At 68.6% G+C, this 20,776-nt stretch carries 15 protein-coding genes, 1 tRNA gene and 1 pseudogene; 7 read left to right on the top strand and 10 right to left on the bottom strand.

Features of this window, described 5'->3' with window-relative positions:
• Positions 1-12 precede the first annotated feature (12 nt).
• Positions 13-1,056 carry an LLM class flavin-dependent oxidoreductase gene (locus tag J2Y46_RS14410; protein ID WP_310243243.1) on the bottom strand — a complete coding sequence of 348 codons (1,044 nt, stop codon included), beginning with the start codon at positions 1,054-1,056 and terminating at the stop codon, positions 13-15.
• Between the two features lie 91 nt (positions 1,057-1,147).
• Here J2Y46_RS14410 and J2Y46_RS14405 point away from each other — a divergent pair, with 91 nt between their 5' ends.
• Positions 1,148-1,777 (top strand): phosphoribosyltransferase, encoded by a 630-nt coding sequence (locus J2Y46_RS14405; protein ID WP_045302431.1) that lies wholly within the window; start codon positions 1,148-1,150, stop codon positions 1,775-1,777.
• Here the strand turns inward: J2Y46_RS14405 and J2Y46_RS14400 are convergent, their stop codons facing one another.
• On the bottom strand, positions 1,778-3,451 hold the full coding sequence (locus J2Y46_RS14400; protein WP_045302433.1) for a DUF885 domain-containing protein: 1,674 nt from the start codon (positions 3,449-3,451) through the stop codon (positions 1,778-1,780).
• A gap of 80 nt (positions 3,452-3,531) precedes the next feature.
• Positions 3,532-6,189: a DNA polymerase I gene (gene polA, locus J2Y46_RS14395; RefSeq protein WP_045302435.1), complete on the bottom strand. Its 2,658-nt coding sequence runs from the start codon at positions 6,187-6,189 to the stop codon at positions 3,532-3,534.
• A gap of 62 nt (positions 6,190-6,251) precedes the next feature.
• Here polA and J2Y46_RS14390 point away from each other — a divergent pair.
• Positions 6,252-6,682, top strand: a pseudogene (locus J2Y46_RS14390) (hotdog fold thioesterase).
• A gap of 68 nt (positions 6,683-6,750) precedes the next feature.
• Here J2Y46_RS14390 and J2Y46_RS14385 read toward each other — a convergent pair.
• Positions 6,751-7,374, bottom strand: a complete 624-nt coding sequence (locus J2Y46_RS14385) for a response regulator (protein ID WP_157005684.1) — start codon at positions 7,372-7,374, stop codon at positions 6,751-6,753.
• Positions 7,375-7,421: 47 nt separating this feature from the next.
• Here J2Y46_RS14385 and J2Y46_RS14380 point away from each other — a divergent pair.
• Positions 7,422-7,504: transfer RNA gene (locus tag J2Y46_RS14380), tRNA-Leu, on the top strand.
• 89 nt (positions 7,505-7,593) lie between these two features.
• Here J2Y46_RS14380 and J2Y46_RS14375 read toward each other — a convergent pair.
• A complete protein-coding gene (locus J2Y46_RS14375) occupies positions 7,594-9,141 on the bottom strand; it encodes an APC family permease (RefSeq protein ID WP_045302439.1) in 1,548 nt (515 codons plus the stop codon).
• Positions 9,142-9,297: 156 nt separating this feature from the next.
• On the opposite strand from J2Y46_RS14375, the gene J2Y46_RS14370 reads away from it, so the two are divergent.
• From J2Y46_RS14370 to J2Y46_RS14355, 4 genes are read left to right on the top strand one after another with little or no spacing between them, the layout of a single operon-like run.
• A complete protein-coding gene (locus J2Y46_RS14370; RefSeq protein ID WP_045302441.1) occupies positions 9,298-9,654 on the top strand; it encodes a PadR family transcriptional regulator in 357 nt (118 codons plus the stop codon).
• Positions 9,655-9,656: 2 nt separating this feature from the next.
• Positions 9,657-10,025: a DUF1048 domain-containing protein gene (locus J2Y46_RS14365; RefSeq protein ID WP_310243237.1), complete on the top strand. Its 369-nt coding sequence runs from the start codon at positions 9,657-9,659 to the stop codon at positions 10,023-10,025.
• Positions 10,022-10,834: an ABC transporter ATP-binding protein gene (locus J2Y46_RS14360; RefSeq protein ID WP_045302445.1), complete on the top strand. Its 813-nt coding sequence runs from the start codon at positions 10,022-10,024 to the stop codon at positions 10,832-10,834. The genes J2Y46_RS14365 and J2Y46_RS14360 overlap by 4 nt, the downstream gene beginning before the upstream one ends.
• On the top strand, positions 10,831-11,598 hold the full coding sequence (locus J2Y46_RS14355; RefSeq protein ID WP_045302447.1) for an ABC transporter permease: 768 nt from the start codon (positions 10,831-10,833) through the stop codon (positions 11,596-11,598). The genes J2Y46_RS14360 and J2Y46_RS14355 overlap by 4 nt, the downstream gene beginning before the upstream one ends.
• A gap of 75 nt (positions 11,599-11,673) precedes the next feature.
• Here J2Y46_RS14355 and J2Y46_RS14350 read toward each other — a convergent pair whose 3' ends face one another.
• The 5 genes from J2Y46_RS14350 to lgt all read right to left on the bottom strand — a co-directional run bounded on the left by J2Y46_RS14350 (position 11,674) and on the right by lgt (position 20,748).
• On the bottom strand, positions 11,674-12,063 hold the full coding sequence (locus J2Y46_RS14350) for an SHOCT domain-containing protein (protein WP_045302882.1): 390 nt from the start codon (positions 12,061-12,063) through the stop codon (positions 11,674-11,676).
• A gap of 74 nt (positions 12,064-12,137) precedes the next feature.
• Complete coding sequence (pyk, locus tag J2Y46_RS14345) at positions 12,138-13,586, bottom strand: pyruvate kinase (protein ID WP_045302449.1); 1,449 nt, start codon at positions 13,584-13,586, stop codon at positions 12,138-12,140.
• 48 nt (positions 13,587-13,634) lie between these two features.
• Positions 13,635-15,101 (bottom strand): glutamate synthase subunit beta, encoded by a 1,467-nt coding sequence (locus tag J2Y46_RS14340; protein WP_045302451.1) that lies wholly within the window; start codon positions 15,099-15,101, stop codon positions 13,635-13,637.
• On the bottom strand, positions 15,094-19,701 hold the full coding sequence (gltB, locus tag J2Y46_RS14335; RefSeq protein WP_045302452.1) for a glutamate synthase large subunit: 4,608 nt from the start codon (positions 19,699-19,701) through the stop codon (positions 15,094-15,096). Before gltB ends, J2Y46_RS14340 begins: the two co-directional genes overlap by 8 nt.
• A gap of 75 nt (positions 19,702-19,776) precedes the next feature.
• The gene (lgt, locus tag J2Y46_RS14330; RefSeq protein ID WP_310243234.1) at positions 19,777-20,748 is read right to left on the bottom strand and encodes a prolipoprotein diacylglyceryl transferase; all 972 of its coding nucleotides are present in this window, start codon (positions 20,746-20,748) and stop codon (positions 19,777-19,779) included.
• Positions 20,749-20,776: the final 28 nt, after the last annotated feature.

The raw sequence follows: 20,776 nt of genomic DNA, 5'->3' as shown, positions 1-20,776 counted from the left end.
CCCGCGCGGGGCTCACGACAGCATGTCGCGCACGCGAGGGGCGACCTCGGTGCCGAACAGCTCGATCGAGCGCATCATCTTCTCGTGCGACAGCGTGCCGGTCGAGAACTTCATGTCGAATCGGGATGCGCCGAGAGTCCGCACGGTGTCGGCGATCTTGCGGGCGACGGTCTCGGGCGAGCCCACGTACAGCGCGCCCTCGGGCCCGACGTCGTGCTGGAAGCGAAGACGGTTGTACGTCGGCCAGCCGCGTTCGCGGCCGATCGAGTTGTTCATCGCCTCGAAGCCCTCGTACGCCTCGTCCCACGCCTGCTGATCCGTCTCGGCGACGTGGCCCGGCGAGTGCACCCCGACCGGCAGCTGCGGCTGCTCGAAGGTCTCGAGCGACCGGCGGTACAGCTCTGCGAAAGGCGCGAAGCGCCCTGCAGGACCGCCGATGATCGCGAGCATGAGGCCGTACCCGTAGCGTGCGGCCCGCACCGCCGACTCCGGGGTACCGCCCACGCCGACCCACGCGCGCAGGCCGTTCTCGGTCTTGGGGAACACGTCGGCGGCGTCGAGGGATGCCCGCAGCGTCCCGTTCCACGTGACGGGCTTCTCGGTCAGCAGGTGCGAGAAGAGGTCGAGCTTCTCGTCGAACAGCGTCTCGTAGTCGCGCAGGTCGTAGCCGAACAGCGGGAACGACTCGATGAACGACCCGCGGCCGAGGATGACTTCGGCGCGACCGTTCGAGATCGCGTCCAGGGTCGCGAACCGCTCGAAGACGCGCACCGGGTCATCGCTCGAGAGCACGGTGACAGCGGTTCCCAGGTGGATGCGCTCCGTGCGCGCCGCCGCGGCGGCGAGCACGATCTCGGGGCTGGACACTGCGAACTCGCGGCGGTGGTGCTCCCCCACGCCGAAGAACGACAGTCCGACGCGATCGGCCAGCACTGCCTGCTCGACGACATTGCGGATCGTCTGCGCGCCGCTGATCAGCTCCCCGGAGGGGTCGCGGGTCACGTCGCCGAAGGTGTCGAGTCCGAGCTCGATCGTGGCGGGATCGATAGAGGTCATGTGTGCTTCTCCTTCTATGCGCTTGCATGAACCGGCGGAGCGGGCCGGGCATTCCCGAGACGTCGGGACCCCGCGAGCGTAGCGTGGAGGCATGATCCCCTTCGCGGATCGCCGGTCCGCCGGGCGCGAGCTCGCCGCAGAGCTCGAACGATGGCGGGGTACGGATGCCGTGGTCCTCGGCATTCCCCGGGGCGGCGTCGTGGTCGCCGCGGCGGTCGCCGACGCGCTCGCACTCGAGCTCGACGCGGTCGTCGTGCGCAAGCTCGGCGCCTCGGGCCACGAGGAGTACGCCGTGGGCGCGATCGCGGACGGGGTTCGTATCGTCACGCCCGGCGCGATGCGGTGGGCGGGCATGTCCTCGCGCGATCTCGAGCGCGTCGAGGCCGTGGAGCGCGACGAGCTGGCACGGCGGACGGATGCCTTCGGCTCGGCGTCCGTGGAGCTGTCGGGGCGGACCGCGATCGTCGTGGACGACGGCGTGGCCACCGGCGCGACCGCTATCGCGGCGTGCCGCGCTCTTCGTGCCCGCGACCCGGAGCAGATCGTGCTGGCAGTTCCTGTCGCGCCGGAGCAGTGGGAGCCGCCGGCCGACGCCGTCGATGTGTTCGTGTGCCCGTATCGCGAAGCCGACTTCTGGGCGGTGGGCCAGTACTACGACGACTTCCGCCAGACGACGGACGCCGAGGTCGTGGCGCTGCTGCGCCACGACCCCGGCGCCTGATCAGCGCGAGAGCGCGGAGCGCAGCGTGTCGAGTCCGACACCGCCGAGGTCGAGCGCGCGCTTGTGGAACTGCTTGATCGAGAAGGCGTCGCCCTCGCGCTCGGCGACCTCGTCGCGCAGCTGCTCCCAGATGCGCTGGCCGACCTTGTACGACGGTGCCTGACCCGGCCAGCCGAGGTAGCGGTTGACCTCGAACTTCACGAACTCGTCCGGCATGTTGACGTTGCGCAGCATGAACTCGAGCGCGAAGTCGGCGTCCCACGGACCCTGCCCGTCGGGACGCGGCTTCTCGAGGTGCACGCCGATGTCGAGCACGACGCGGGCGGCGCGCATGCGCTGACCGTCGAGCATGCCGAGGCGGTCGGCGGGATCGGACAGGTAGCCGAGCTGCTCCATCAGGCGCTCCGCGTAGAGCGCCCAGCCTTCGGCGTGGCCCGACGTGCCACCGAGAAGGCGGCGGTAGGTGTTCAGCTGCGCGCGGTTGTAGACCGCCTGGGCGATCTGGAGGTGGTGGCCCGGGACGCCCTCGTGGTACACCGTCGTGAGCTCGCGCCACGTGTCGAAGTCCTCGACGCCCTCGGGCACCGACCACCACATACGGCCGGGACGCGAGAAGTCGTCCGTCGGGCCGGTGTAGTAGATCCCGCCTTCCTTGGTGGGTGCGATCATGCACTCGAGCTTTCGGATCGGCTCGGCGATGTCAAAGTGGGTCTTGCCGAGCTCGGCGACGGCACGGTCGCTGGTCTCCTGCATCCACTTCTGCAGCGCCTCGGTGCCGTAGAGCTTGCGGCTCGTGTCCTGCTCGAGGAACGCGACGGCCTCCTCGACCGATGCGCCGGCCTTGATCTCGTTCGCGATCGACTCCTGCTCGGCGACCATGCGCGCGAGCTCCTCGACGCCCCACTCGTAGGTCTCGTCGAGGTCGATCGTGGCGCCGAGGAAGCGGCGCGAGTGCAGCGCGTACAGCTCGCGCCCGACGGCGTCCTTCTCGGACGCGGCAGGGGCGAGCTCGCTCGTGAGGAATGCGGCCAGCTCGTCATAGGCGACGCGAGCGGCGTTGGCGTTGTCGGCGAGGTCGCGTGCGAGGGAGGCGGGCAGCTGTCCCTCCTCAGGTGCGGCGTCGGCGGCGAAGCTTGCGAAGAAGCCGCTGTCGGCGGTGTAGCGGGCGACCTGCGTCGCCACCTCGGTGACCTGCCGGCGAGCCGGCACCACACCCTGCGCGATGCCCTCGCGGAGGGTCTCGATGTAACCGCCGACCGCCCCCGAGACGGCGCCGAGACGCTTCGCGATGACCGACCAGTCGTCGGCGGTCGCGGTGGGCATCAGGTCGAACGCGGAGCGGATGTTCTGCGCGTGGGAGGCGATCACGTTGAGGTCGCGGAGGTGCCACTTGGCGTCGTGCAGGTCGAGCTCCAGCTGGATCTCGCGAGAGAGGTCCTCCTTCGTCACGACGTCGACGTCGTCGTCGGCGGTCGCGGCATCGAGCGCGGCGAGGGTCTTGCGGCCCTCCTCGACAAGCCGTTCCTGGCCGGCCGGGCTGTAGTCGCCGAACCGGTCGTTGTACTCGGAACGACCGATGTAGGTCGCGAGCGTCGGCTCGAGTTCGGCGAGGGTGTCGACCCACGCATCAGCGATCTTGTCGATCTGCGTGGGCGTGCGGGTTTCGTCTGTCATAGCACCGAGCCTAGGCATGGGACGCGGTGCCGACAAACGAGAATCCCGGTGCCGTGAGCCCGCCGACGAGGATCGACGGATCAGTGACCGGCGACGTCCCAGTCGTCTCCGCGACCGATCTGCACGTCGAGCGGCACCGACAGCTGCGCGGCGTCGCCCATACGGGTGCGCACGATCTGCTCGGCGGCATCCCACTCCCCCGGGGCCACCTCGATCACGAGCTCGTCGTGGATCTGCAGCAGCACGCGCGAGCCGAGCCCCTGCGCCGCGAAGTCGTCGTGGATGTGGAAGAGCGCGATCTTCATGATGTCGGCGGCGCTGCCCTGGATCGGCGCGTTGAGCGCGGCGCGCTCGGCGTTCTCTCGCAGCACGCGGTTGGGGCTCGCGAGGTCGGGGAACGGTCGGCGGCGGCCGAAGATCGTCTCGGTGTAGCCGTCGATACGCGCCTGCTCGACCGACGAGCGCAGGTAGTCGCGCACCGCGCCGAAGCGCGCGAAGTACTCCATCATGAGCTGCTTCGCCTCGGACTGCTCGATGCGCAGCTGCTTCGACAGCCCGAACGCCGACAGCCCGTACACGAGGCCGTACGACATCGCCTTGACCTTCGTGCGCATCGCGGGTGTCACGTCTTCGGGTGCGACGCCGAACACGCGCGAGCCGACGAAACGGTGCGTGTCTTCTCCGGAGTTGAAGGCCTCGATGAGGCCGGGGTCCTCCGAGAGGTGCGCCATGATGCGCATCTCGATCTGCGAGTAATCCGCCGTCAGCAGCGTCTCGTACCCGTCGCCGACCGTGAACGCCGAGCGGATGCGGCGGCTCTCCTCGGTGCGGATGGGGATGTTCTGCAGGTTCGGATCTGTGCTCGACAGGCGGCCGGTCTGGCTGCCCGTCTGCACGTAGGTCGTGTGGATGCGCCCGTCGGCTCCGCTCGTGCGGTCGCCGCCGATCGCGCTGTCCAGCGACTCGATGATCTGCCGCAGCTTCGTCGCTTCACGGTGCTGGAGCAGCAGGTCGAGGAACGGATGCGGGTTGGTCTCCTGCAGATCAGCGAGGACCGCGGCATCCGTCGAATAGCCGGTCTTGGTCTTGCGTGTCTTCGGCAGCTGCAGCTCTTCGAAGAGCACCTCCTGCAGCTGCTTCGGCGAGCCGAGGTTCACCTCGCGGCCGATCGCCGCGTACGCCTCCTGCGCGAGCGCGTCGGCGCGGGTGCCGAGCTCGCCGGAGAACTGCGACAGGGTGGCGTGCGACACGGCGACGCCCGCGAGCTCCATGTCGGCGAGCGTGTGCAGGGTCGGCAGCTCGATGTCGGTGAGGACGGCTGCCACGCTCTCGGGCAGCTCCGCGCGCACCGCCGCCGCCACGCGCATCAGGTACCAGGACAGCTGGCCGGTCGTCGCGCCCTCGGTCTCGGGCACGAGCTGCGTCGGGTCGGACTCGGGCAGCTTCTCGTCGAGGTAGCGGTCGACGAGATCGGCGAGCGTCTTGTCGGGAAAGCTCGGGCGCAGCAGCCAGCCGGCGAGGATCACATCGAGAGCGAGCCCGCCGAGGCGCAGGCCCGCACGCCGCAGCGCCTTCACCTGCGGCTTCGCATCGGCGAAGACCTTGGGGGCATCGGAGGTGAGCCACGGTGCGAGGGCCGCCGCGAGCTCGGGGGTCCACGACGCCTCGGCTGCGGCATCCTTCGTCGCGACGCCGACGCGTGCCGGGAGCCCGCCCTCGACCGCGATCGTCACACCCAGTTCGCCGGTCGCGCTCTCGAGCCAGGCCGCGAAGTCGGCGGGGGCGAGCTCCTGCGCGACGGGCGCGAGCTCGGCAGCCGCCGACGTGACCGCGGCCATCTGCTGCTCGATGCCCGCGAGCTCGGCCACACGCGGGATGAGGGTCTTGAACTCGAGGCGCGAGAAAATGTCGCGCACGGCCTGCGCATCCATCGGCTGCACCTCGAGATCGTCGGGGCCCAGGGGCAGGTCGACGTCTGTCAGGAGCCGATTGAGGCGACGGTTGCGGCGGACGTCCTCGATGTGCTCGCGCAGGTTGCCGCCGACGACACCCTTGATGGAGTCGGCGCCCTCGAGCAGCGCGTCGAGGGAGCCGAACTGGGTGAGCCACTTCACGGCGGTCTTCTCGCCGACCTTGGGCACCCCGGGCAGGTTGTCGCTCGTCTCGCCCACCAGCGCGGCGATGTCGGGATACTGCTCGGGCGGCACGCCGTAGCGCTCGATGACCGCGTCGCGGTCGTAGCGCTTGAGCTGGGAGACGCCCTGCACGTTCGGATAGAGGAGCGTCACGTCGTCGTTCACGAGCTGGATCGTGTCGCGGTCGCCCGAGCACACCAGCACCTGGAACCCCTTCTCGGCGCCCTGCGTCGCGAGGGTCGCGAGGATGTCGTCGGCCTCGATGTCCTCCTGCTGGAGCACCTGGATGCTCATCGCCGCGAGGCAGTCCTGCAGGAGCGGGATCTGCCCCTTGAACTCGGACGGCGTCTCGGAGCGGTTCGCCTTGTACTCGGTGTACTCGCGGGTGCGGAAGGACTGCCGGGAGGTGTCGAAGGCCACGGCCAGGTGGGTCGGCTTCTCCGCCTTGATCAGGTTGATCAGCATCGCAAGGAACCCGTAGATCCCGTTCGTGTGCTGGCCGTCCTTCGTCGAGAAGTTGTCGACCGGGAGGGCGTAGAACGCCCGATATGCCAGCGAATGGCCGTCGACGACGAGAAGGGTAGGCTTTGCGGAGTCCGTCACCCTGCAAGCCTAGTCAGGGGCGACGACACCCGATCTCCCGCCCCAGCACCCGAAGGCGACGCATGCCCGAGCACTCCCCCTCCCCTGTCGACGGCCTCGCGTGGGCCGCGAATCGCGGCATGGGCGCGCTCGCCGAGAAGATGGGGATCGTCTTCACCGAGTTCTCCGTCGAGCGCGCGGTGGCCACGATGCCGGTGGAGGGGAACACCCAGCCGGTCGGCCTCCTGCACGGCGGCGCCTACGTGGTTCTAGGTGAATCGCTCGGCTCGATGGCCGCGAATCTTTACGCGGGTCCGGGCAAGCTCGCGGTGGCGTCGACATCAACGCGACCCACACGCGCTCGGCGACCTCGGGCATCGTGACCGGCGTCTGCACCCCGATCCACCTCGGTCGCACGCTCGCCGTCCACGAGATCGTCGTCACCGACGAGGCCGGGCGCCGCTGCTCGACCGTGCGCATCACGAACCACATCAAGGAACTGCCGCCTGTCTGAACCCGCACCGGGACGGAAGAAGCGGATGCCTCGTCACGAGGCATCCGCTTCTCTTGAAGTCGTGAGGGTCAGCCCTTCTTGGGCGCCAGCTGCTCGATGATCGCCTTCGCGACGTCCTGCATGGTCAGGCGGCGGTCCATCGACGCCTTCTGGATCCAGCGGAACGCCTCGGGCTCCGACAGGCCCATCTTCTCGTTGAGAAGGCCCTTGGCGCGGTCGACCAGCTTGCGGGTCTCGAAGCGCTCGACCATGTCGGCGACCTCGGCCTCGAGGGTGATGATCTGCTCGTAGCGGGCCAGGGCGATCTCGATCGCCGGCAGCAGGTCGTTCGGCGTGAAGGGCTTGACGACGTACGCGAGGGCGCCTGCCTCGCTCGCGCGCTCGACGAGCTCCTTCTGGCTGAACGCGGTGAGCAGCACGACCGGGGCGATGTGGTTCTTGCTGAGCTTCTCGGCGGCGGAGATGCCGTCGAGCTGCGGCATCTTCACGTCCATGATCACCAGGTCGGGACGCAGCTCGGTGGCGAGGGCCACCGCCGTCTCGCCGTCGCCGGCCTCGCCCACGACGTCGTATCCGTTGTCGCGGAGGATCTCGACGATGTCGAGTCGGATGAGCGACTCGTCTTCGGCGACCACGACGCGGCGGGGGGTGGATGCCGTCGATGCGGCGGTCTGCTCCTGCTCAGTCACCATTGAATCCTACGGTATGGTCAATCCCGGACGCGCGGCATGGCGCGCGGGCCGGTGTGGCGGAATGGCAGACGCGACCGACTCAAACTCGGTTGCCCGCAAGGGCGTGTGGGTTCGACTCCCACCACCGGCACCCCCGGACTCTCGCAGCAGGTCCAGGACGCGACCGCTGAGTAGAGCGGATGCTCACCCGCGAGGTGGGGAGCATCCGCTCTTCTCATCTCACTCCTCGTCGAGAGTCTTGATCACCGAGGTGTTCGGGTCGGGCAGCGTCTCGACCTGCCCGGGCGAGCGCAGATCGATGTCGGCAGGAGCCTTCTTGTCGAGCTCGGGAGGCACCTCGAGCGGGCGGCGCGAGTAGTACACCTTCGCCTTGCGGTAGAACAGGGCCAGCGGCACGATGCCCAGCACGATGAGCCCGATGCCGAGCCAGTTCACGATCGGGTCGTTGCTCGGGATCGACGCGAAGAACGCCCAGCCCATGAACGCCGCACCGGCGGCGGGCCACAGTCCGATCAGCAGGAAGTTCTTCACGGAGTGCAAGAGCACCCTCCGATACGCCACGACGACGGCGACGCCGGCGAGCGTGTAGTAGAACGCGATCTGGAGGCCGATCGACAGGATGGCGTTCTCCATGATGTCGCCCACGCTGCCGAGGAAGTTCGAGCCGACGAACAGCAGCAGCGAGACGACGAGGATGACGATCGTCGCGTAGGTCGGAGTCTTCCACCGCGGGTGCACGCGACCGAACGCGCGCGGGATCGTGTGGTCACGGCCCATCGCGAACAGCGACCGGGTCACCTGGATGAGCGTGGTCTCGAGCGTCGCGATCGTCGAGAGGGCCACCGCGATGATCAGGATCTTGCCCCCGAGGCCCGGCCAGATGACGTCGCCGAGCACCGAGAGGATGTTGGCGCTGTTCGCCTCGATCTGCTCCTGCGACAGCATGATGAGCGTCGCGATCGTGAAGATCTCGAACAGCACGAAGACGATGCCCACACCGATGAGTCCTGCCGCGCCGGCCGACTTGTGGCCGTTGGTGGTCTCCTCATTGAGGTTCGAGCTGACGTCCCAGCCCCAGTAGTAGAAGGCCGCGATCAGCGCGGCACCGACGAAGATGCCGGGTCCGGTGAGGTGCGAGAAGCCGAGCCAGTCCCAGGAGAAGTTCGGTCCGTCGTGGCTCGTCGTGGCGGCGCGGAAGAGTGCGAGCCCGGCGAACACCACAAGGATGCCGACCTCGATCGTCGACATGATCCACTGGGCGCGCGCGGTGATGTTCACGCCGAAGTAGACGCAGGCCGCCATGATGACGAACCAGATCGCGCCGACGCCGGTGATGAGCGGCACGTTCTCGGCCTGGGACGGGTCGAACAGCGAGACGGTCATCGCGCCGGCGGGAAGCGCGCCGGCGACCATGAAGATCGTCGCCGAGATCACCAGCGCCCACCCGGAGAGGAATCCGAGCGCCGGATGCAGCGCCCTCGCCACCCAGGAGTACGCCGCACCGGCGTTGACATCGGCTCTGCCGAGGTACAGGAACGCCCAGGCGATGCCGAGCATCGGGATGCCGCACCACAGCAGTGCGGCGGGGGCGCCGAGCCCGGCGACGCCGACGAGGGTCGCCGTGGTCGCGGCGATCGAGTAGGCCGGAGCGCTTCCGGCGACGGCCATCACGATCGAGCCGGCAGCGCTGACGCCGCCCGCCTGCAGATCGTGACGCTCAGGGGTGCTCTGGTCGTCGGGTGCGACCGGTGAGCTGGATCGGGTCATCGAAGGTCCTTTGCTGCCGCCTCCATTGGCGACGGATGGACATTACACCTCTGCCCGAGATTTCTTTGCTATTCGGTGTTGCTAAGTACTGGTACTTAGTGTTACCGTCTACCAGTAGTCAGCAAGACTGAGTAGTCAGACAGAAGGAGGTGCGCCATGGGCAAGCAGGAGACCGAGATGCTCAAGGGCACGCTCGAGGGCATCGTGCTCGCGATCCTCTCCGGACGCCCCGCCTACGGGTACGAGATCACCTCGTGGCTGCGGGACCAGGGCTTCTCCGACATCGCCGAAGGCACGGTGTACGCCCTGCTGGTCAGGGTCGAGCAGCGCGGCCTCGTCGACGTCGAGAAGGTCCCGTCGGAGAAGGGACCGCCGCGCAAGGTGTACTCCCTCAACGCGCAGGGCCGCGAGCAGCTCGCGGAGTTCTGGAGGACCTGGAGCTTCCTCGCAGAACGCATCGAACAGCTCCACCGCGAACACGCCGACACCCACAACCCCCAGGAAGAGGACTGATCATGGCCGCCAAGTGGTACGAAGTCGTCACCGGCTCGCTCGAGCAGAAGAAGCAGTACCGCCAGTACAAGGCGCGCATCGAGGCGCTGCCGGAGCCCTACCGCGGCGCCGCCAAGGCGCTGGACAGGTACTTCATGACCGTCGGCGGGATGACCGACGGCGTCACGATGATGCAGATGCTCGGCGACTCGGCCGACCTCTGGGAGCGCGCGGCCGCCGACGGCACCCCCGTGCGCGACATCGTCGGCGAGGACGCCTCGGCGTTCGCCGAGGAGTTCACCGCCGCCTACGCCGGCAAGCAGTGGATCGACAAGGAGCGCGCACGCCTCAACAAGGCGATCGACGACGCAGAACGAGGAGATGAGAAATGACCACCGACACCGCCATCCGGGTCCAGGGGCTCGAGAAGTCCTACAAGGACCTGCACGTTCTGCGCGGCGTCGACTTCGAGGTGGCGCGCGGCAGCATCTTCGCGCTGCTCGGCTCGAACGGTGCGGGAAAGACCACTGTCGTCCGCATCCTGTCGACGCTGCTCAAGGCCGATGCCGGCACCGCCGCCATCGCCGGATTCGACGTCGCCGCCCAGGCTCAGAAGGTGCGCGAGACGATCAGCCTCACCGGGCAGTTCGCCGCCGTCGACGAGGTGCTGAGCGGCCGCGAGAACCTCGTGCTCATCGCGCAGCTCCGCCACCTCCCCGACCCCGGCGCGATCGCGGACGGCCTGCTCGCCCGCTTCTCGCTGACGGATGCCGGCTCCCGCAAGGTGTCGACGTACTCCGGCGGCATGCGGCGCCGGCTCGACATCGCGATGAGCCTCATCGGGGACCCGCCGGTGATCTTCCTCGACGAGCCCACGACCGGTCTCGACCCCGCAGCGCGCCTCGAGGTCTGGGATGCGGTGCGGGAGCTGGCGCGGGGCGGCACGACCGTGCTGCTGACCACGCAGTACCTCGAAGAGGCCGAGCAGCTCGCGGACCGCATCTCGATCCTCCACAAGGGCCGCATCATCGTCGACGGCACGCTCGCGGAGCTCAAGCAGCTCCTGCCGCCGGCCGAGGTCGAGTACGTCGAGAAGCAGCCGAGCCTCGAGGACGTCTTCTTCGCCCTCACCGGCGAAGAGGAGACCGCAGAACCCGGCGACGCCGCGAACGCCGCCACGACACGAAAGGAAGGACGATGACCGCGCACATCATCGGCGACACCGCCGTTCTCACCAGCCGGTCGCTGCGGCACATCCTGCGCAGCCCCGACACCATCATCACCACCGCGGTCACCCCGATCGCGCTGATGCTCCTGTTCGTCTACGTCTTCAGCGGGGCGATCGACACCGGCGGCGCAAAGGGGTCGTACATCGACTACATGCTCCCCGGCATCCTGCTCATCACGATCGCCTCGGGCATCGCCTACACGGCCTACCGGTTGTTCCTGGACATGCAGAGCGGCATCTTCGAGCGGTTCCAGTCGCTGCCGATCGCACGGTCGGGAGTCCTGTGGGCGCACGTGCTGACATCGCTCGTCTCGATCCTCGTCTCGCTCGCCCTCGTCATCGGCGTCGCGCTGCTGATGGGGTTCCGCACGGGCGCGAGCTTCGGCGCGTGGATGGGCGTGATCGGCATGCTGGTGCTGTTCACGCTGGCGCTCACGTGGCTCGCGGTGATCCCGGGCCTGACGGCGAAGACGGTGGACGGCGCGAGTGCGTTCTCGTACCCGCTCATCTTCCTCCCGTTCATCAGCTCGGCGTTCGTCCCGACCGAGAGCATGCCGGGTCCGGTGCAGTGGTTCGCCGAGAACCAGCCGGTCACCTCGATCGTCGACTCGATGCGGGCGCTGTTCGCCGGCGAGCCGGTCGGCACCGACATCTGGGTGGCGATGGCCTGGCTGGTCGGCATCCTCGTCGTCGCGTACATCGCGTCGATGGCGATCTACCGCAAGAAGATCAGCTGACGCCGGCAGGCCGGCACAAACGGAAGAGCGGATGCCTCGAATCCGAGGCATCCGCTCTTCTGCTGTTCTCAGGGGTCAAGCGCCGAAGTACTGGTTGCCGAGCGCCTTGCTCTTCAGGGCGTCGAACTCGCCCTGCGAGATCGCGCCGGCGTCGAGGAGCGCCTTCGCCTGCGCGATGTCCTCTGCGGGACTCGATGAGGCGGAGGGACGGTAGTCGTCGGACTCGGCCACCACTCCCCCGCGCGCGGACTGCGCACGCGCGGCCATGCCCTTGCCGCGGGCGATGATGTAGATCAGCGCGGTGAGGAACGGCACGAAGACGAGGGCGATGATCCACAGCGCCTTGAGCCAGCCGTTGAGCGCATCGTCACGGAACAGGTCCGTGATGATCACGATCACCACGTACAGATACGCGATGAAGTAGAAGCTCCACAGCAGGAACCACCAGAAATCACCGAACCACATCGGCGTCACCTCTCTCGAAAAACCGGACGGCTGCGACCACAGTAGTGGTCGCAGCCGTCCGGTTGAGGGACGTGTCAGTCCCGTGTCTTGTAGATCGGCGCCTTGCCGTGCACCGCGTCGCCCACCTTGTGGATGCGGATGTCGTTCGTCGAGCCGATGATTCCGGGAGGGGATCCCGAGATCACGACGACCTTGTCGCCGACCTTCGCGAGGTCGTTCGACAGCAGGTAGTCGTCGACCTGGATGAACATCAGGTCGGTGTGCGCGACGTGCTCGACGAGCGTCGACTGCACACCCCACGTCAGCGCCATCCGACGGCGGATCGCCGGTTCGGGCGCGAAACCGATCATGGGGATGCGGGGACGCAGGCGCGACATGCGGCGCGCGGTGTCGCCCGACTCCGTGAAGATGCAGAGGAACTTCGCGTCGACGAACTCGGCGACCTCCATCGCGGCCAGCGTGATCGCGCCGCCCTGCGTGCGGGGCTTGGTCGTGAGCGGCTGGATGCGGTCCAGGCCGTGCTCCTCTGTCGACTCCACGATGCGCGCCATGGTCTCGACGACCACCACCGGGTACTTGCCGACGCTGGTCTCGCCCGAGAGCATGACCGCGTCCGCGCCGTCGAGGACCGCGTTGGCGACGTCGCTCGTCTCGGCGCGCGTGGGCACCGGGTTCTCGATCATCGACTCGAGCATCTGCGTCGCGACGATGACGGGCTTGGCCATACGACGGCAGAGCTCGACCGCGCGCTTCTGCACGATCGGCACCGCCTCGAGGGGCAGCTCGACGCCGAGGTCGCCGCGGGCGACCATGATGCCGTCGAATGCGTCGATGATCTCCTCGAGGTTGTCGACGGCCTGCGGCTTCTCGATCTTGGCGATGACAGGCACGTGGCGCCCCTCCTCGGCCATGATGACGTGGACGCGCTGCACGTCCTTCGCGTCGCGCACGAACGACAGGGCGATGATGTCGGCGCCGGCGCGCAGACCCCAACGGAGGTCGGCCTCGTCCTTCTCGGACAGCGCGGGGACGTTGACTGCGACGCCGGGCAGGTTGATGCCCTTGTTGTTCGAGACGGGGCCCGCGACGATCACCTTGGTGGTGACGACCGTGCCGTCGGTCTCGACGACCTCGACGCGGACCTTGCCGTCGTCGATGAGGAGGAAATCGCCCGGCTTGACGTCGTTCGGCAGGCCCTTGAACGTCGTGCCGACGATCTCCTTGGTGCCGAGGATGTCCTCCGTGGTGATCTTGAAGATGTCGCCGACCGCCAGCTCGTGCGGTCCGTTCTCGAACTTGCCGAGGCGGATCTTCGGACCCTGCAGGTCGACGAGGATCGCGACCGCCCGTCCGGCGTCGTCGGCGGCCTTGCGTACGTTGGCGAAGTTGTTGTCGTGGACCGAGTAGTCCCCGTGGCTCAGATTGAAGCGGGCGACGTCGACGCCGGCATCGATGATCGCGCGGACCATCTCATACGACGACGTGGCGGGCCCCAGGGTGGCGACGATCTTGGCGCGTCTCATCCGTGGTTTTCTCCGGGTGGGTTGAAGGTGGCGAGTGCCTCGGCCAGCCTACGCGGGCTGCAGGCCGATGGCGACATCGGTCGGGCGGACCGGAGCAGGCAGCTCCGTCTCGCCCATGAGGAAGCGGTCGACGCTGGCTGCGGCGGCGCGTCCCTCGGCGATCGCCCACACGATGAGCGACTGGCCGCGGCCGGCGTCGCCGGCCACGAACACGCCCGGGGCGGTCGTCTGGTAGTCGTCCTCGCGGCGCACGTTGCCCCGCTCGGTGAAGCGGGCGCCGAGCTGGTCCTCGAGGAGGGCGCGCTCGGGGCCGGTGAAGCCCATCGCGATCAGCACGAGGTCGGCGGGGATCTCACGCTCGGTGCCGCTCTTGGGCACGCGGCGGCCGTCGACGAACTCGGTCTCGGCGACGCGCAGCGCGCGCACCTCGCCGGCGTCGTTCGCCAGGAACTCGACGGTCGAGGCGAGGAAGGCACGCTCGCCGCCCTCTTCGTGCGCGGACTGCACCTCGAACACGAGCGGGTCCATCGGCCACGGCTGGTGCTCGGGACGCTCGCCCGGGGGGCGGCGGCCGATCGCGAGGTTCGTCACGCTCAGCGCGCCGTGACGGTGTGCCGTGCCGATGCAGTCGGCTCCGGTGTCGCCGCCGCCGATGACCACGACGTGCTTGCCCTCGGCCGTGATCTGATTGGCGACCGCGTCACCTGCGACGGCCTTGTTCGACTCGACGAGGTACTCCATCGCGAAATGCACGCCGGCCAGGTCGCGTCCGGGGATCGCGAGTTCGCGCGGCACGGTCGCGCCCGTGGCGATGACGACCGCGTCGTAACGGGCGCGGAGGTCGGCCCAGGAGATGTCCTTGCCGATCTCGACGCCCGCGCGGAACCGCGTGCCCTCGTCCTGCATCTGGCGAAGACGCGACTCGAGGTGCTTCTTCTCCATCTTGAAGTCGGGGATGCCGTAGCGCAGGAGGCCGCCGATGCGGTCGTCGCGCTCGAACACGGCGACGGTGTGGCCCGCGCGCGTCAGCTGCTGCGCGGCCGCGAGACCGGCAGGACCCGAGCCGACGACGGCGACGGTCTTCCCGGTGAGGCGCCCCGGGGGCTCCGGCTCGATCCAGCCGTTCGCGAACGCCTCGTCGGCGATCGAGACCTCTACCTGCTTGATGGTCACCGCCGGCTGGTTGATGCCGAGCACGCAGGAGCTCTCGCAGGGAGCGGGGCACAGCCGCCCGGTGAACTCCGGGAAGTTGTTCGTCGCGTGCAGACGCTCGCTGGCGGCGCGGCCTTCGCCGCGCCACGTCAGGTCGTTCCACTCCGGGATGAGGTTGCCGAGCGGGCAGCCCTTGTGGCAGAACGGCACGCCGCAGTCCATGCAGCGCCCGGCCTGCCGGCGCAGCACCGCCGCGTCGCCCGGCTCATAGACCTCTTTCCAGTCCATGATGCGCACCGGCACCGGCCGCCGCGTGGGCAGCTCGCGCTCGGTGACCTTCAGAAAGCCCTTCGGGTCAGCCACCCGTCACCTCCAGGATGCGGTTCCAGACGACGTCGCCGTCGGGGTCGAGCCCCTCGGCCACCGCCTCCTGGCGGGTCTGCAGCACAGCGGCGTAGTCGCGTGGCAGGACCCGGACGAAGTTCGCCAGCTCGGCCTCGAAGTCGTCGAGGAGAGCCTTGGCGAGGGTCGATTCGGTCTCGGCGACGTGCTGCTCGAGCAGGTCGCGAAGGATCTCGGCGTCGCCGGAGCCCAGCTCGCCGAGCTCGAGCTCGCCGGAGGCCAGCGCCTCGCGGTTCACGAGCTTGCGGTCGAGCTTGTACACGTACGCGGTGCCACCGGACATGCCGGCACCGAGGTTGCGTCCGGTCGCGCCGAGGATGACCGCGAGACCGCCGGTCATGTACTCGAGCGCGTGATCGCCCACGCCCTCGACCACCGCGGTGGCACCGGAGTTGCGCACGAAGAAGCGCTCGCCCACGACGCCGCGCAGGAACATCGTCCCGAGCGTCGCGCCGTAGCCGATCACGTTGCCGGCGATGACGTTCTTGGACGCGTCGAACGTGGCTCCGCGTGGCGGACGGACGACGATCTGACCGCCCGAGAGCCCCTTCCCGACGTAGTCGTTGGAGTCGCCCTCGAGGCGCAGGGTGATGCCCGCGGGCATGAACGCGCCGAACGACTGGCCCGCCGACCCCGTGAGGTTGACGACGATGCTCCCCGAGCGCAGCCCGTTCTCACCGCGCGCCTTGGTCACGTGGTGACCCAGCAGCGTGCCGACGGCGCGCTCGGTGTTGCGGATCGGCAGGTCGATCGTGATCTCGCCGCCGTTCGCGATGACGTCCTGCGCGCGCTCGATGAGACCGACGTCGAAGTGCTCGTCGAGTTCGTGCAGCTGCGCGGTCGTGTTACGGCGCGGCTCGTCCTCGGCGAAGACCGGCCCGTCGAGCACGGGGCCGAGATCCAGGCCGTTCGCCTTCCAGTGGTTCACCGCGCCGTCGATGTCCAGCAGGTCGCTGCGGCCGATCGCCTCGTCGAGAGAGCGGAGGCCGAGGGACGCGAGGTACTCGCGCACCTCTTCGGCGATGAACTCCATGAAGTTCACGACGAACTCCGGCTTGCCGTTGAAGCGCTCGCGCAGCACGGGGTTCTGCGTCGCGACGCCCACGGGGCAGGTGTCGAGGTGGCAGACGCGCATCATGATGCAACCCGACACCACGAGCGGCGCCGTGGCGAAGCCGAACTCCTCCGCGCCCAGCAGCGCGCCGATGATGACGTCGCGGCCGGTCTTGAGCTGGCCGTCGACCTGCACGACGACGCGGTCGCGCATGCCGTTGAGCATGAGCGTCTGCTGCGTCTCGGCGAGACCGAGCTCCCACGGGGTGCCGGCGTGCTTCAGCGAGTTCAGCGGGCTCGCGCCGGTGCCGCCGTCGTGGCCCGACACCAGGATGACGTCGGCCAGCGCCTTGGCGGTGCCGGCGGCGACCGCGCCGATGCCCGACTGGCTCACCAGCTTCACGTGGACCCGCGCACCGGGGTTGGCGCGCTTCAGGTCGAAGATCAGCTGCTTGAGGTCCTCGATCGAATAGATGTCGTGGTGCGGCGGCGGCGAGATGAGACCCACGCCGGCGGTCGCGTGACGCGTCCGGGCGACCCACGGGTACACCTTGGTCGGCGGCAGCTGTCCACCCTCGCCGGGCTTGGCGCCCTGCGCGAGCTTGATCTGGATGTCGTCGGCCTCTGTCAGGTACAGGCTCGTGACGCCGAAGCGGCCCGACGCGACCTGCTTGATGGAGCTGCGACGCTCGGGGTCGAGGAGGCGGTCCACGTCCTCGCCGCCCTCGCCGGTGTTCGACTTGCCGCCGATGCGGTTCATCGCGATCGCGAGCGTCTCGTGGGCTTCGCGCGAGATGGAGCCGTAGCTCATCGCACCCGTCGAGAAGCGCTTGACGATCGACGCCACCGACTCGACCTCGTCGATCGGCACGGGCGTGCGACCCTCGGTCTTGAGCGCGAACAGGCCGCGCAGGGTCTTCAGCTCGTTCGCCTGGTCGTCGACGAGCTTCGTGTACTCGCGGAAGATGTCGTACCGGCGCGTGCGTGTCGAGTGCTGCAGGCGGAACACCGTGTCGGGGTTGAACAGGTGGGGCGACCCGTCGCGGCGCCACTGGTACTCGCCACCCGTCCAGAGCCGCTCGTGCGCCCGGACCGCAGCATCCTGCGGGTAGGCATACGCGTGCCGGGCGGCGTTCTCGGCGGCGATGACGTCGAGCCCGACGCCGCCGAGCTTGGACTCGGTGCCGGTGAAGTACGTGTCGACGAAGTCCTGCGACAGGCCGACGGCCTCGAACACCTGGGCGCCGGCGTAAGACGACACGGTCGAGATGCCCATCTTCGACATGATCTTGAGCACGCCCTTGCCGAGGGCGTAGATCAGGTTCTTGACGGCCTTCTCGGGCGCGATGCCGGTGATGAAGCCGGCCCGCACCAGGTACTCGACGGTCTCCATCGCGAGGTACGGGTTGACAGCGGATGCCCCGTACCCGATGAGCGTCGCGATGTGGTGCACCTCGCGCACGTCGCCCGCCTCCACCACGAGACCGCACTTCATGCGGGTCTGCTTGCGGATGAGGTGGTGGTGCACGGCCGCCAGCATGAGCAGCGACGGGATGGGCGCCAGGTCCTTGTTGGAGTCGCGGTCCGACAGCACGATGAACTCGGCGCCGTCCTCGATGGCCTGGTCGACCTCCTGGCACATCTGCTCGAGGCGCTTCTTCATGCCCTTGTGGCCGGCCTCGACGCGGTACAGGCCGCGGATCGTGACCGACGTGCGGCCGGGAAGGGCCGTGTCGATGTGCTGGATCTTGGCGAGCTCGTCGTTGTCGATCACCGGGAAGTCGAGCGTCACGACGCGCGTGTGCTCGGGCCCCCACTCGAGGAGGTTGCGCTCGGGGCCGAGGCCCAGGCCCAGCGACGTGACGACCTCTTCGCGGATGGAGTCCAGCGGCGGGTTGGTGACCTGCGCGAACTGCTGCGTGAAGTAGTCGAACAGCAGGCGCGGGCGCTCGCTCAGGACCGCGACCGGCGTGTCGGAGCCCATGGCACCGAGCGGCTCGGCGCCGTTCTGACCCATCGGCGTGAGGAGGATCTTGACCTCTTCCTCGGTGTAGCCGAAGGTGCGCTGGCGCCGCGTGATCGAGGCGATGGGGTGCACGATGTGCTCGCGCTCGGGGAGATCGGCGAGGCGGACGCGGCCGGCGTCGAGCCACTCCTGCCACGGCTCCTGGTCGGCGAGCTGCGCCTTGATCTCGTCGTCCTCGATGATGCGGCGCTGGGCGGTGTCGACGAGGAACATGCGTCCGGGGCGCAGGCGGCCGCGACGCTTGATCCGCTCGGGCTCGAAGTCGAGCACACCGGTCTCGCTGCCGATCACGATGAGGCCGTCGGTCGTCTCGGTCCAGCGGCCGGGGCGCAGGCCGTTGCGGTCCAGCGTTGCGCCGACGAGCGTGCCGTCGGTGAAGATCAGTGCGGCCGGGCCGTCCCACGGCTCCATCTGCATGGAGTGGAACTCGTAGAACGCCCGCAGCTTCGGGTCGATGTCGGCCTGCTTCTCGTAGGCCTCGGGCACCATCATCATGATGGCGTGCGGGAGGCTCCGGCCCGTCAGCGTGAGGAGTTCGAGCACCTCGTCGAACGACGCCGAGTCGCTCGCGCCGGTGGTGCAGATGGGCAGCAGCGGCTGGATGTCGCCGAGCAGCTCGGACTCGAGCTGCGACTGGCGGGCGCGCATCCAGTTGCGGTTGCCGTTGACGGTGTTGATCTCGCCGTTGTGCGCGAGCATGCGCAGCGGCTGCGCGAGCGGCCACGACGGGAAGGTGTTGGTCGAGTAGCGCGAGTGCACCACCGCGAGCTCTGAGGCGAAGCGCTCGTCCTGGAGGTCGGGATAGAACGGCTCGAGCTGGAGCGTCGTGACCATGCCCTTGTAGCCGAGCGTGCGCGAGGACAGCGACACGAAGTACGCGTCGAGCTCGGTGCGTGCACGGGCGCGCAGGCGGTACGCGCGACGGTCGAGCGCGATGCCCGAAAGAGCCGCGGCGTCACCGGTCGCGGGACGTGAGATGAAGAGCTGCTCGAAGACCGGGCGCGCCTCGAAGGCCAGCTTGCCCAGGTTCTCGTCGGCGGTCGGGACGTCGCGCCAGCCGAGCACGGTCAGACCCTCGGATGCGGCGATCCGCTCGATCCCGCTCTTCTGCGTCGCGCGCGCCTCGGCGTCGCGCGGCAGGAACACCAGGCCTGCGGCGTACTCGCCGACCGGCGGCAGGTCGAACCCGGCCACCGCTCGCAGGAACGCGTCCGGCATCTGCGTCAGGATGCCCGCGCCGTCGCCGGTGCCGGCATCGGAGCCGATCGCGCCTCGGTGCTCGAGGTTGCGCAAGGCGGTCAGGGCCAGATCGATGATGTCGTGGCCGGCCTCACCGCGGAGCGTGGCCACCATGGCCAGGCCGCAGGCGTCCTTCTCGAAGGCAGGGTTGTACATCCCCTGCTTCTGCGGGAACCCGGCACGGCCGGACGCAGCGGGGAAGTTCGCCTCCGCAGAGGCGACGGAACGGGGGCTCGAAGCCATACCTACCGTCCTCACGTTGATAGTCAAGATGGGACGACGTCGGCCCTGGGCGCGCTCTTCGGGGAGAGAGCTGCGTTACTTGTTGGCAGGAGTGCTTGTGGCGCTGACCCCTTCGGCTTCGGACGTCGGGGGTTCGCTGACGTCGACGAAGTCGTCGGTCTCCGAAGATTGTACAGCCTGTCCGGCCTTCCACTCGCGGCCGGACACATAGGGCGACGGCTCCAGGCCGGGGTGGCGGCGCTTCTGCAGGAAGAAGATCACGAGCCCGATCACTACGCCGAGGATGGCTGCCCAGACGTTGGTGCGAAGGCCCAGGAAGATGTCGCTCGGGTCGATCCGGATCGACTCCCACACGATGCGGCCGGCGCTGTACCACACGAGGTACAGGCCGAAGAGGCGTCCCCACTGGAGCGTGAAGCGGCGACCCACCCATACGAGGAAGAGCACGCCGAGCGTGTTCCAGAGGACCTCGTAGAGGAAGGTCGGGTGGAAGAGCGTGCCCTCGGGCAGGCCGATCGGCCACGCCGGGTTCGGGTAGTCGATCTCGAGGCCCCACGGCAGGTCCGTGGGCAGGCCGAAGAGCTCCTGGTTGAACCAGTTGCCGAAACGGCCGATGGCCTGGGCGAGGAGGAGTCCGGGGGCGAGCGCGTCCGCGAAGGTCCAGAAGCGGATGCCGGTCCAGCGGCAGCCGAGCCAGGCACCGACGGCGCCGCCGATGAGCGCGCCGTAGATGGCGATGCCGCCCTCCCAGATGAAGAGGGCCGACCAGGGGTTCGCGCCCTCGCCGAAGTAGAAGTTCCAGTGCGTGAGCACGTGGTAGATGCGAGCCGTGATGATCGCGAGCGGGACGGCGAGCAGGGCGATGTCGATGACGACCCACGGCTCCGCGCCGCGCTTCGTGAGGCGGGCGTTGGTCCACAGCACCGCGACGATGATGCCCGCGATGATGCACAGCGCGTAGATGTGGATCCGCAGGGGGCCGATGTCGAAGTAGCTGATCGACGGGCTCGGGATGCTGGCGACGACGCTCGCGGCGGCGTTGATCATGGGAGAACCGTGTCCTTGCTGGATCCGT

It is taken from the genome of Microbacterium sp. BE35, assembly GCF_031457705.1.
In the GTDB taxonomy this organism is placed as follows: Bacteria; Actinomycetota; Actinomycetes; order Actinomycetales; family Microbacteriaceae; genus Microbacterium; species Microbacterium trichothecenolyticum.
Note: the sequence above shows the minus strand (reverse complement) of the source record. Positions and strands in the feature narration are given on the sequence as shown.